The 14,008-nt window shown below is 32.6% G+C and carries 8 protein-coding genes; all 8 read left to right on the top strand.

What is annotated here, in order from left to right; translation table 11 throughout:
* The first annotated feature begins 163 nt into the window (after window positions 1-163).
* The 8 genes from tssD (DFQ07_RS03495) to DFQ07_RS03460 all read left to right on the top strand — a co-directional run bounded on the left by tssD (DFQ07_RS03495) (window position 164) and on the right by DFQ07_RS03460 (window position 13,954).
* Window positions 164-562 (top strand): type VI secretion system tube protein TssD, encoded by a 399-nt coding sequence (gene tssD, locus DFQ07_RS03495; RefSeq protein ID WP_133534879.1) that lies wholly within the window; start codon window positions 164-166, stop codon window positions 560-562.
* A 144-nt stretch (window positions 563-706) separates the two neighbouring features.
* Window positions 707-2,548, top strand: coding sequence for a type VI secretion system Vgr family protein (locus DFQ07_RS03490; RefSeq protein ID WP_133534883.1), 1,842 nt, complete (start codon window positions 707-709; stop codon window positions 2,546-2,548).
* 12 nt (window positions 2,549-2,560) lie between these two features.
* Window positions 2,561-3,286 carry a PAAR domain-containing protein gene (locus DFQ07_RS15840; protein WP_133534882.1) on the top strand — a complete coding sequence of 242 codons (726 nt, stop codon included), beginning with the start codon at window positions 2,561-2,563 and terminating at the stop codon, window positions 3,284-3,286.
* A 16-nt stretch (window positions 3,287-3,302) separates the two neighbouring features.
* Window positions 3,303-6,596, top strand: a complete 3,294-nt coding sequence (locus tag DFQ07_RS03480) for a toxin VasX (protein ID WP_133534881.1) — start codon at window positions 3,303-3,305, stop codon at window positions 6,594-6,596.
* Entirely contained in the window at window positions 6,589-7,566 is a 978-nt protein-coding gene (locus DFQ07_RS03475; protein ID WP_133534880.1) for a hypothetical protein, read from the top strand. The genes DFQ07_RS03480 and DFQ07_RS03475 overlap by 8 nt, the downstream gene beginning before the upstream one ends.
* 526 nt (window positions 7,567-8,092) lie before the next feature.
* Window positions 8,093-8,491 carry a type VI secretion system tube protein TssD gene (gene tssD, locus DFQ07_RS03470; RefSeq protein ID WP_133534879.1) on the top strand — a complete coding sequence of 133 codons (399 nt, stop codon included), beginning with the start codon at window positions 8,093-8,095 and terminating at the stop codon, window positions 8,489-8,491.
* Between the two features lie 144 nt (window positions 8,492-8,635).
* Entirely contained in the window at window positions 8,636-10,480 is a 1,845-nt protein-coding gene (locus tag DFQ07_RS03465) for a type VI secretion system Vgr family protein (protein WP_133534878.1), read from the top strand.
* Window positions 10,481-10,774: 294 nt separating this feature from the next.
* Window positions 10,775-13,954 (top strand): HET-C-related protein, encoded by a 3,180-nt coding sequence (locus DFQ07_RS03460; RefSeq protein WP_133534877.1) that lies wholly within the window; start codon window positions 10,775-10,777, stop codon window positions 13,952-13,954.
* The last annotated feature ends 54 nt before the right edge of the window (window positions 13,955-14,008 follow it).

Here is a 14,008-nt window from a genome sequence, read left to right as displayed (position 1 = left end):
TCATATAGGCAATATTTGTTATCTTCTTTCTTCTTATAGAATGGCGCCAAAAAAATAAAAAAAGAGAAGGTTTTATATTGTTTAAAGCTTTCTCTTTTTTTTATTGAGAAAGCTCTAAAAAATATTTTTAATTAATTGTTTAACCCCAAAAAAAAAGAAAATTATGGGATCTTTTAGAGCTAGTTTTGAATTCGCAGGAAAAGAATTCGACGTATTACACACAGAGTATGTTTTAAACAGAAACACAGATGCAAAAGGTAAGCCTTCATCTAGTGTTAATGGAGGTAGAGTTACTTTAACTATTGAATCAACATCAGATACTTCGGTTATTGAATCTATGGTAAATAGCCAGTTTAAATCTGTTGAAGGTAAAATCATTTTCAAGAAAACAGATGAAGATTCAAAAATGAAAGAGGTGGAGTTTAAAAATGCTTACATTGTTTACTTTAAAGAAGAATTAGATGTAAATAATGAAATTCCTATGAAATTAACAGTTACTTTCTCAGCAGAAGAATTAATTATAGGTAACGCTAACTTAGATAACCGTTGGCCTGTTGCTTAATGTGAGAAGGACTAATTAACTTTTAGTTTTTTATAAAATAAAAGACCTTCTCTTTTTAAAAGGAAGGTCTTTTTCTGTTTTAAAATTAGGTGTCAATAGTTGTTTTTAGTTACAAAAAATAACTAACCCCCCAAAAATAATACTATGCACAAGATAAAAGAAGAAGCTTTAGATAAGCAAATTACCATTGATGGTAACTTTGTTAAGAACTACAAAGAAATTACAGTTAATCAGTTTTTATATAAACATCATACTTTTGAAATAGTTTTAGATATAGAAACTGTAGAAGAATCTGGGAGCTATACGCTAGATAAATCAAAAGAATGGTTAGGGAAACAGCTTACCACCAATGTTTCAGGTAAGGCTTTCATTGGTGTTATACTAGATGTGTCTATACGCCATGATCAAGTAGGTTTACACGGAGAATTAGTTGTGAGAGGATTATCACAAACTGCGCTGTTAGAAAATGGAAAGAAACAAAAATCGTGGTTAGAGAAAGATTTAGACTCAGTTGTTTCAGAAATTATAGAGGCTACCTCGGTTAAAAGTAAGATTAAGCCTAGATATACAGGTGTAATCCAATACCAATGTCAATATGCTGAGAGTGATTATAAATATTTACAACGCTTAGCATATCAATATAATGAATGGTTTTATTTTGATGGAGTAAATGTAGTTTTTGGAAAACCAGATTCAGAAGGCGCAGAGCCAATAGAACTAGAGTATAGTAAAGACTTAAAAGAACTTCAAATAAAAGCTAAAACGTACACTCCCACGTTAGCAACTTATAGTTATGATCCATTAAGTGATCAATTTTTTGAAGGAGATTTAAAAGCAACAAACGAAGGGCTAAATGATTTAGGAAACACCGCTTTAAAAGCCTCAAAAGAGATGTATCAAGAGGTTAAAGATTTTGGTGTAAGTGATGTATTCTTACAAGATAAGTCGTCATTAGATGAATATTTAGAAAAACGTTTACAAAGTGTTACAGCCGAAAGTAATGTGCTAAGAGCAACGGGAATCACAAAAGGATTGCGCTTAGGTTCATTAATTAAAGTAAGTGCAGCAAAGTATGATGAAGGTGAATATACTGTAAAGCAATATGGAGAGTATATTATAACGCAAATAAGTCACTTTGCAAATATGGAAGAGGACTATTATAATACGTTTGAAGCGATTCCAGCAAGTACTAAAGGTTTACCACTAAATCAAAATGTTAGTCCAGCAAAGGCTAGTAATCAAATAGCAAGAGTAGTAAGTAATCAAGATCCTGAGAATAAAGGTCGTGTACAAGTGCAGTTTTATTGGCAAGAGGCCAATGGAGAAACAACAGATTTTATTCGTGTAATGACCCCAGATGCAGGAAGTAGTGAGCTAACAGAAACCAACCGAGGATTTGTATTTGTGCCAGAGGAAGGAGATCAAGTAATGATTGGTTTTGAATATGATGATCCTAATAGACCTTTTGTCATGGGAAGTATGTTTACAGGTAAGACAGGTGCAGGCGGTGGAGATAAAAACATAAAGAAAAGCATTATTACTCGAGGAGGGCATACTATAGAATTAGATGACACTCAAGACAATGAGAAAATAACGATTAAAGATAAGGACGGAAGTATCATCACTTTTGATACCAAAGAAAAATCATTATTTGTACAGTCGGCAGAAACAATGGAGTTTTCTGCTAAGAATATAGTCCTTAATGCTGAAGAAAATATTCGTTTAAATGCTAAAGAAAATGTAGAAGTCAGTACAGAAGCTGATACGGTACTTATAGCTAAAGGAGAGTTAAACTTGCAGTCTGATGGAGCTACTTCTGTGAAAAGTAAAGATAAATTAGCTATGGAAGCTACAAGTGATGCTACATTACAAGGGATGAATACTATTGTTGAAGGTAAAACAAGTGCCGAAATAAATGGAACACAGACCAAAATAACGGGTAGCGCTGTGACTGAAGTGTCAGGTGGAATAGTGAAAATTAATTAAAAAAAAGTAATTATGCCAGGACCTGCAGCAACAATATCACATATGCATACATGTCCAATGTATAGCGGTACAACACCGCATACAGGAGGACCCATAACTGGACCAGGAGTGCCTACAGTATTAATAGCTGGAAAACCAGCAGCAGTAATGGGAGATCTATGTACATGTTCAGGCCCTCCAGATACAATAGTAAAAGGAGAAGTAACTGTATTAATAGGAGGGAAACCAGCAGCTACTATAGGAAGTATGACAGCTCATGGAGGTGTTATTACTGTTGGTGAACCTACTGTCCTTTTAGGTACAGGAGGAACTGGAGCTACTGTAATAATGCCTATAAAGGAAATTCCTTTCCCTGAAATTACTTTAATAAACAGAATTACTGGTAAAAATAGAGAAGCCATAGCTAATCAAGAAGCGATAAAAAAAGAAGCTACTAGTAATGAAGGTACTCCTAAAATTTATGGAGTAGAATGGATCTATGATGAAGAAAGAATTACTAAACATGGTGTTTTTCAAGAAGTAACTGTAAAAGCACAAGTTTTAAATATACCAGAAGGAGAAAGTATAACTTTTTCCATTAAGAGACCTACAGAAGCTACCGATAAACAAGGTAATGTTACAGAAAAAGAAGAAGATGTTATTGAGTTAACCGGTAAAGTACAGAATAAAAAAGTTGAAGTTACTTGGGAAATAGAAAAGACTCCAGTGGATAAAGAACAAAGTAATAACACCAAATAAAAAAGCATGAAAAAGTATGGTTACAGAAGAACTTATAAAAAATCAAAGAGAGGAAGCTAAACAAGTAGATGCTAAATATACTGTATTGGTTTCAGGAGCAGGAGTAACCTGTGAAGAAAAACCTATATTGGAAGCTTTACTTCCAGGAGTACGATTACATTTTTTGCGCTATGGACTCTTTCCTAAAAAAGGAGAAAATAGGGCAGCAGCTATGCGTATAAAAGATTATAAAGACGAAGAGTTTACATTATCTGATGCCGATGTGTCTAATGGAGAGTTAAATAATTTAGACCTTTTTATGGTAGGAGCTACGATACCAAGAGAAGGATATATTTATTTAATAAATCCAGATGATAATACTGACTGTCATGAGTTAAAAATAAACGCAGATGGTAATATGAGTCATGTAATTTGGGATAAAGATAACTTTTACAGTCACAATAAAGAACTTAAGGACAACCGTTTACCAGAGGATGATAGTATTTACTATAAACGCATCATCAATAAAGAAAAAGATAAAGCCCGTTCATTTTGGATAGGATACAGCCCTGTACAATGGGCATACAAGCACTTTAAAAAAGTGCTAGAAATGAATGATGATGAAAAAAAGGCACTACATATGGTATATGTAGAAGCAAAAGGTATAAAAAAAGGAGAAGAAACCGAACAAGAACACGTGCTTCCGTATAATAAAGTACACTTTGTATACGATAAAGAAGATTCTAGGCATAGAGCATTTAGAGAGCGTTTAAAGAAAGTAGCCGCTATTGAAAGAAAAGAAAGTAAAAAGGGAAAAAACGACATATTAGAAGATATGTTTATTACCTTACACGATCCTATCGGAGCAGTAGAAGACGTTGCGTTTGAATTAAAAGATTCTTTTTCAAAACAAGAAGCTATAGTTGAGGCAATTCAAAATGGAGAAGATTATGAAACGGTAATAGATAGGTACAAAAGAGGAATAGAAAAAACTTCATTTACTTATGAAGAAAAACAACTACAATCATTATTTCAAACCGCTTTAACAACGTACCACTTGGTATACGGTAATCCAAAAATGATAAGTGATTACGATGGAGGAGGTACGAGTTATTGGAATACCGATTTTAAAGGAAGTGGTGTTGATAAAACAAAAGTGGAACACATTTTAGGTATTGCACACAGAAAAGAGCGTAGAAAAGAAATTAGAGCTTTGCGAGATGAGCTAGGAAGCGTCATGCATACCAATTACTACAAAAACGCGTGGAAACATTACAATACTGAAGTAGATGATTACATCTTAGACGGAAAATTTATAGCTACAAACCATATGGCATTGTTAGCTAGAAAACCACACTCAGTAGATAGACATTTAGACTTAAAAAAGAACTATGAAGATAAAGATGATAAATGGGAAGATTTTTTCACAGAAACGTTAGATTTTGATGATGATAAACCTCTAAATAAATTATTAGATACCCCTGTAGAGCTTATGTTTGTTACTGGACCTTTAATAGATTTAGAAAATAAACTAGGTGGGGTAATAAGAGGTTTAACAGAATCTTATGCAGAAAAAATAATTGTAACCGACCAAGTTACGACTGTAGAAAAAGTAAAAGTACCCAAAACTAAAACTATAACAAAAACGGTTAAGGTAGAAGAGTATAAAGATATATTATTTAAAAGGTTACTGGCTCATAAAGTATATGGTGTAGAGGTACTAGAGGTGAGAAAAAAAACTCTTGAAGCAGAGTTTAAGGGTACAAATTATGAGTTGAATAGTGAACGTGTAAACTTTGTAAACTATAAACCAACAAAAAAGAAACATAAATCTGGTTGGCGTATTGATAACGAAGGTAAAATACTTATTGCACGATTAGAAGTGAGTGACGAAGTCGTTTTAAAACAAAAATTACGAGGAAAAAACTTAGTACAAGTACCTGTAATTCATAACAAAACTGTTGAAGAAGTTGTACATTATTTAGATGAAATTGAACGCTCGTTTACAAAACAGGTAAATAAAGAAATTTTTAAACGCTCTCATGGTGATTTAGCAAAAAAACTGTTTGATGGTAAAATATTTACAGGGTCATTAGCTTTACTACAGGTGTTTAATACACTGAATGCTGCCAATGCTGTAGGGAGTACAAAAGATTATAAAAATATTGTTAATACGGTTGGTATAACTGCTGAATTAATCGAAGCAAGTTTATATTATAAAAGATCTATAGCAATAAAAAATGGAGTGTCTAAGAGTATAATAAACAAACTGAATTATAGAGCTAATAGGTTTGGAAATTTTGGAGCAGGTATTACTGTATTAATGTGTGCTTGGGAAGCTTTTGATAGTCAAAGTGCAAGAGATTATGATGCTATGTGGGCATGGGCAGGAGCTGGAGCAGCTTGGGGAGCATTTTCTTTTGGAGGAAGTACAATAGCTACTGGTTTGGCTAGTCTTGGTTTTACTCCTGCAGGAATTGTAGTAGGAGGCATTGCCATTGGTTTAACAGCATTAGCCTATTATTTAAAAGATACTCCTTTAGAGGCGTATTTTAAAAATAATGTATTAAGTGACGCTGTAGCAGCACCCAATGGTGCCAATGGTACTTTACCTTGGGTATATGCAAAAAAGTTATATGCCGACAGAGATAACCAAATACCTGAACCTTCTAGTCTCAAATTTTGGGCAAACGACGAGTTTAAAAAATGGGAAAACATGCAGGTAATGCATCAAGATTTCTTAGATATATTGGTATGTGCTAACATTCGTTTTACACCTACTGAACTTATGGTTAGAAAACGCATGAAGCCTTGGACATCCACTATGAGTGTATCTATTGAAATTTCAGATATTATAGCTTACCGTGCAGAAATTAGTTTCCGTCAGTTTTTAACTACCCAAGATCAATTGGACTATGAGGTATATTATTTTGAAAACGGTTTAGACACCACACCTGTAAAAATTAAGCCAGAATCAGAAGAAATAACGATTGATAAAACCGAAGGACAAATACCCAAAGCTATTATCGATTTTAAAGTTAATAAAGGAGATTTAAAAAACAACAACAGAGCAGCTCATATTGTATTTGTATGTAGGCTAGAGTTAGAAAAAGAGAAGTATTACCCAATAGACATTGAAGGTAAACAACGTTACATTGGAGCCAAATTTACTACCCAAGAAGAAGTACGTGATATACAAAGAGGTTTATTTAATAAAAAAACAATTAAAGATTCTGATTATCAGGGACCAGTGGCAATAGACATACTTCCTAAATTATTGTCTAAAGAGGCATGGAAAGATAAACCTTTTAAGAAAAAAGTGAATGATTGATATAAAGCTAGATAAAACTAAAGTAGCTACTTATAAAAGAAAAAAAACTAAAAAATCTCAACCTTTAGAGATAAGGACTTCTCCTTATAAAATTAATTTAAAGGATGTTGATTATTTTCTTTGCTTAAATGATAAATACTATGCTTTTGACTACTATGCTTTTAAAGATGATCTTAAGTGGGGAGGGGGTATAATATTATTTTCTATTATACTTCATTTTGGGGTTGGTGGAGGTTTTAGCTTTGAAGCCCCTTTTCCTATTACGGCTCCAATTTTCTTGTTCGGTTTGTGTTTTATTATTAAGACATTCATTGTCAAAAATAGAAAGCTAATTTTATCAAGGATGGATGGGTTATTTTCGTACCCCAATTATATGTCCAATAAACCAGTAGTTATTCGCTTTAAAGAAGCAGCTCTTTTTTTTGCCTACAAAGGGAAAATGGCAGTCCCAGTTTTAGTAGCTCCATACACGAATGTTAAATTTGGTGGTTTTACATTATCAACAGTTGATGTTAATAGTGAATTATCTTTTTACGTTTGGTATATGGATAAAAACCGTCCTTTGCCACCGGGAGATGCTTTTGATCCGTACCGTCAAAAAGATTTTGAACGCAGAAAAGCAGAAGGATTTCCGCCACCGTTATATTACAGTTGTGGTATTCCTACCCCAGAAGCTACACCAGAACAACAAGCCGAAAGAGAACAATATTGGAAAGACCAAGAGTACTATGCTCCGGATATTAAAAGACCTAAAGACTCAGAAATTTTTAATAAAAGAACGCATAAAAGTTGGAACCCGTGTGTTTTTGGAGAAAAAGAAGCGGTACTTGCTAACAAATGGTATGAATTTACCTTTGCTAATGGTAAAATTGTATACATGCTTACCAACGAAAAAGGAGAAGGATTTCTCCCTCCAGAAGAGGAAAAATATGAAGTAGCATCACTTACTTTAAAAGATACATGGTTTTAAGCTGAAAGTATTGATAAGAAAGGTTTGATAAGAAAGGTTTGATAAGAAAATAAAGATTCTGGTTATCAAGGATCAGTAGCAATAGATATACTACCTAGATTTTTGTTTAAAGAGGCATGGAAAGACAAACCTTTTAAGAAAAAAGTGAATGATTGATGAAAATTTAGATAAGAGTATGGGTTTAGTTGTTAAATATTTTTTAGACAATAGAAAAAATACAAAAAAAAATATTTTTTTTACAGCAGAAATCAATAGTATTTTCAAGAGGTATAGAAAGAATAAGTGTGGTTAAGTTGTTGAGAGTTAGTAAAAAAAAATATCTAAAAGTTTTTTTTGGAAAGAAAATAAATTATATATTCGTCATAACATAGGCAATATTTGTTATCTTCTTTCTTCTTATAGAATGGCGCCAAAAAAATAAAAAAAGAGAAGGTTTTATATTGTTTAAAGCTTTCTCTTTTTTTTATTGAGAAAGCTCTAAAAAATATTTTTAATTAATTGTTTAACCCCAAAAAAAAAGAAAATTATGGGATCTTTTAGAGCTAGTTTTGAATTCGCAGGAAAAGAATTCGACGTATTACACACAGAGTATGTTTTAAACAGAAACACAGATGCAAAAGGTAAGCCTTCATCTAGTGTTAATGGAGGTAGAGTTACATTAACTATTGAATCAACATCAGATACTTCGGTTATTGAATCTATGGTAAATAGCCAGTTTAAATCTGTTGAAGGTAAAATCATTTTCAAGAAAACAGATGAAGATTCAAAAATGAAAGAGGTGGAGTTTAAAAATGCTTACATTGTTTACTTTAAAGAAGAATTAGATGTAAATAATGAAATTCCTATGAAATTAACAGTTACTTTCTCAGCAGAAGAATTAATTATAGGTAACGCTAACTTAGATAACCGTTGGCCTGTTGCTTAATGTGAGAAGGACTAATTAACTTTTAGTTTTTTATAAAATAAAAGACCTTCTCTTTTTAAAAGGAAGGTCTTTTTCTGTTTTAAAATTAGGTGTCAATAGTTGTTTTTAGTTACAAAAAATAACTAACCCCCCAAAAATAATACTATGCACAAGATAAAAGAAGAAGCTTTAGATAAGCAAATTACCATTGATGGTAACTTTGTTAAGAACTACAAAGAAATTACAGTTAATCAGTTTTTATATAAACATCATACTTTTGAAATAGTTTTAGATATAGAAACTGTAGAAGAATCTGGGAGCTATACGCTAGATAAATCAAAAGAATGGTTAGGGAAACAGCTTACCACCAATGTTTCAGGTAAGGCTTTCATTGGTGTTATACTAGATGTGTCTATACGCCATGATCAAGTAGGTTTACACGGAGAATTAGTTGTGAGAGGATTATCACAAACTGCGCTGTTAGAAAATGGAAAGAAACAAAAATCGTGGTTAGAGAAAGATTTAGACTCAGTTGTTTCAGAAATTATAGAGGCTACCTCGGTTAAAAGTAAGATTAAGCCTAGATATACAGGTGTAATCCAATACCAATGTCAATATGCTGAGAGTGATTATAAATATTTACAACGCTTAGCATATCAATATAATGAATGGTTTTATTTTGATGGAGTAAATGTAGTTTTTGGAAAACCAGATTCAGAAGGCGCAGAGCCAATAGAACTAGAGTATAGTAAAGACTTAAAAGAACTTCAAATAAAAGCTAAAACGTACACTCCCACGTTAGCAACTTATAGTTATGATCCATTAAGTGATCAATTTTTTGAAGGAGATTTAAAAGCAACAAACGAAGGGCTAAATGATTTAGGAAACACCGCTTTAAAAGCCTCAAAAGAGATGTATCAAGAGGTTAAAGATTTTGGTGTAAGTGATGTATTCTTACAAGATAAGTCGTCATTAGATGAATATTTAGAAAAACGTTTACAAAGTGTTACAGCCGAAAGTAATGTGCTAAGAGCAACGGGAATCACAAAAGGATTGCGCTTAGGTTCATTAATTAAAGTAAGTGCAGCAAAGTATGATGAAGGTGAATATACTGTAAAGCAATATGGAGAGTATATTATAACGCAAATAAGTCACTTTGCAAATATGGAAGAGGACTATTATAATACGTTTGAAGCGATTCCAGCAAGTACTAAAGGTTTACCACTAAATCAAAATGTTAGTCCAGCAAAGGCTAGTAATCAAATAGCAAGAGTAGTAAGTAATCAAGATCCTGAGAATAAAGGTCGTGTACAAGTGCAGTTTTATTGGCAAGAGGCCAATGGAGAAACAACAGATTTTATTCGTGTAATGACCCCAGATGCAGGAAGTAGTGAGCTAACAGAAACCAACCGAGGATTTGTATTTGTGCCAGAGGAAGGAGATCAAGTAATGATTGGTTTTGAATATGATGATCCTAATAGACCTTTTGTCATGGGAAGTATGTTTACAGGTAAGACAGGTGCAGGCGGTGGAGATAAAAACATAAAGAAAAGCATTATTACTCGAGGAGGGCATACTATAGAATTAGATGACACTCAAGACAATGAGAAAATAACGATTAAAGATAAGGACGGAAGTATCATCACTTTTGATACCAAAGAAAAATCATTATTTGTACAGTCGGCAGAAACAATGGAGTTTTCTGCTAAGAATGTAAAAATAATTGCAGAAGAAAATATTGAACTACAGGCAAAAGGAGAAATTAAAACAGCATCAGAAAAAGATACTTCAATATTGTCAAAAGGAGCAATTAAAGCTCAGGCAGATAAAGACACAAGTATTACAAGTAAAGCAAACATAGCTATTAAAGCAAGTAGTAATACTACTATCAAAGGTCAAAATGCTACTATAGAAGGGCAAGCATCAACTGAGCTAAAAGGACAACAAACTAAAATGCAAGGTCAGATGACGACTGTACAAGGAGCTAGTGGGAAAATTGAAATTATGTAAAATAATTTTTACATAATAATTCATTTTATTCCTGTTTTTAATTATCAGTTATTTAAAGAAGGAAGAGTTACCCCTATATTCTTTTATCTTGGATAAATACAAAAAAAAGAAGTTTTTGAAAAGTTGAGTTTAAGATTAAGAAAAGGTAGTGGGTATAAAAAAGAAATTTGAAGCATGTGATTATCCTATTAAAGCTTTTAATAAAATTGGTAATAGCTCGTATTGCATGAACAGAAAGAATAAGTAAGAATAAAACTAAACCTATAAGTATTTACGAATAAAAAAAATTGAACTATGCCAGGACCAATAGCAACTGTAGGTAGTATGCATACCTGCCCAATGTGTAGTGGTAGTACACCTCATATAGGTGGCCCAATAACACAAGGAGAACCTAATATTTTAATTAATGGTAAACCAGCCGCTACTATGGGAAGCTTATGCACTTGTGCAGGTCCTCCAGATACAGTGGCTCAAGGCGATCCTTTTGTTTTTTTTAACGGTAAATCTGTAACTTGTTTAGGTGATATGACAGCTCATGGTGGGGTAATTAGCTCTGGTGAAGCTAATGTAATTATTAGTAATGCTACTCAAACTCTGTCAAGAACTATGGATGAAGATGAGATTCCTTTTCCTTCAATTACTCTTAAAGATAGAATACTTACTACATTGACAGGCAATTCAAATAGAAAAGCAGAAATTAATCAAAATAATCTTAAAGAGAATGAGTACGAAGAGGTACAAGAAATTATCCTTACCAGTACTTTTGCAGTAACAGAACTGCAAAAAATAGCAAAAAAGGATAGCTTAATATTATTTACCTACGTTATAAAACGTATATATGGTAATCATTATAAGAATGAAGCAGTACAAAAATTGTATAACCATGCGAAAGAAAACAATGCTCTATTAAATCCCCAAATTAAAGTAGTAAAAAGCAATAGTGTTAATGGTAAGGGGCCTGCTGGGTATAGTAATAAGACACAAGAAATTTTGGTAACAGAAAGGTTTGTGCGTAAGGCCAAAGAGGATAATGATCAAAGAGCCGAACTTATGGTAGCTCTAGTAGAAGAAGTTGGACATCATATTCATTATTTGTTGCATAACACTTATACTACAGGAAAAGATAAAGAAAATCTACCTCCTAAAAAAGGGAGTCAAGGAGATGTAGGAGCAAAGTTTGCGGCACAAGTTATACAACTTAACTTGTTAGAAAAAGAAGAACAATATTTTGCAGATGCTGTTATTGATGGTGCTAATGAAAAGTTAGTATGGGAATGGAAAGAACTACATAGTAATCTAAAACAATATGTAAATGAGGCGCGTCAAAACAGAAATGATAATGGTGAAATAAATAATTATAAAGCTGGAAAAATAGATGTAGGGCATGGTAAATATGGGCACCAAGATATTGAGGAGGTTGCATTAAAGCCTGTTTTAAATCAAATATTTGATGATGAAGAAACAATACACAAAATCCTTAATAAAATTTATTTAGGGAATTGGTTACGTGATTTTTCTCAGTTAGTAGATCCAGGAATTATTCGTCCTTTAGCTAATAGTGTAATAGAATACTCAAAAAAAGAAAAAGGGAATTTAAAGAACGTTAAAAGTATAATGAATGGTAACCCTAGTGATGAAATGGTTAACGTTCAAGTGCCTTATGGGGTAGATGCAAGTTATGAAGGAGAGTTTTTTAGCCCTTCTACCTGGTTTAGTTTTGAAACAAATATTATTTATCAAGAAAAAAAAGTACGTCCTATCACATGGTCTCGTGAATTGATGACTAATGTGGTAAATATTTTAGCCGTAATGGAATTTATGAAACCAGAGAACAAGGCTGATTTAAATAAGAATAATTACGATAAACGACTGACTGATTTTAAAAAGCAATATTTAGATATTACTAAAGAAGTATTAGGAGTATATCGTCCAGACGAGCATATCGACAACCCTCTTACCATTCCTATTGATAAAAATGAGCATAACCCAAAGCTAAATGCAGAAGGTGAAAAATACGGTTTTGTAGGTAAACCTACTTATAAAGAATTAGCTATAGGTAAAACTTATGGTATGAAAAATTATATTCGTACTCATTCATCAGATGCTGATAGTAGTAACTTCTCGACTACACGTACCGCTTATGAATATGTTGTAGAGCAAATAAAAAGTGCTAAAAGTAATCCAAATTTTTCTAACATGACATCTATGGTGAATTTTGGGGCTGCCTTACATGTTATAGAAGATTATTTTGCACACACAAATTATGTAGAAATTGCTGTGGCTAAGGTATATGAAAATGACCGAGTTTTTCCATGGGTAGATGTGGTGCCTAACCATACCCCATACCCAGGAGCAGAAAATTTCAACTATGATACCTTTGCTAAGTTGCCACCCAAAGAGGCGGAAAGATATTTGAGATTAAAAGCGACCCCTTCTGTAATAGGCGTTACTAAAATGAAATATGATGAAAGGGTGGTTACAGAGCCTAATCAAATAGCTCGCTTTATACCTGTTGTAACAGGTACCTTTGGCGAGTTGGATATGTTAGCAAGTGTATTACCTATTTTAGAAGAGAAACTATTTTCTATTGAGATAACCCCTTATGAAGAATCTAAACCTAATGAGCGAACGATTAACGACGTGTTTATATTAGAAATGTGTAAAGATTTAGATCAAATACAAAATGCTGATGGTTCAGGTGTAAATGACGGTTCCTATGAAAAGCGTTTTAATGATTTATTAGAAATACGCGATGGTATTGTAGGAGCCAAAAATAAGTTGCCAAAATTTATGAGAGAATATGCTCATGATATTATGGAGCGCATAGGAGCTTTGATTAATTTTGGTTTTTATAATTTATTGAAAATTTGTGGTAAGCGTATTGCTGATGCACAATTGCTAATGCAAGAGCAGATTACTCAAATACAAAAAAATGGTATTGCTATAGGTACAAATCCTTCCCATACACAAATAGCAAAAGATGATCCTGATAAACCTATGCACGAATTATCAGCTATATTGGCAGTTGAAGCTGTTAAGAGAGTAGGTGAAAAAATGCTAAAAGTATGGAAGTTAAACACCCCATTAAGTGATGTGTTAAAAGAAGTTGATATTATTATGCAACACCCAGCTGTTTCTAGCTGGCAAGATAAGATAGTGTTAGAATGGGCTACAAAAAATAAAGACAAAGTATGTAAGGCAAGTACACCAAGTGTGGTTATAGATAGTTTAATACATGGCATAGAGGAAATTAACAATTTTAATAAACAACTTATTAATATGGCAGATGGAAAAATAAATGGAGCAGGAAAAGGTTTTACAACCATGGATGCAATTATTTCTGAATTTGATACAGATGGTAGTCTACGTGAAAATTTTAAAAACCTTTTACTTGATGGACAAAAAGTATTAGACCAAGCCAAAGAATTAAAAAAGAATTATAACAAACAATACTATAAACCTAGTAATTGTTAATATATAAAAACGATGAATCTTTTAAATTATACATATCTTTTAATTATAAATTTA

Origin of the sequence: Tenacibaculum caenipelagi (assembly GCF_004363005.1) — a bacterium.
GTDB classification, from domain to species: Bacteria; Bacteroidota; Bacteroidia; order Flavobacteriales; family Flavobacteriaceae; genus Polaribacter; species Polaribacter caenipelagi.
The sequence above is the reverse complement of the archived record's forward strand: the minus strand, read 5'-3'. Positions and strand labels throughout refer to the sequence as shown.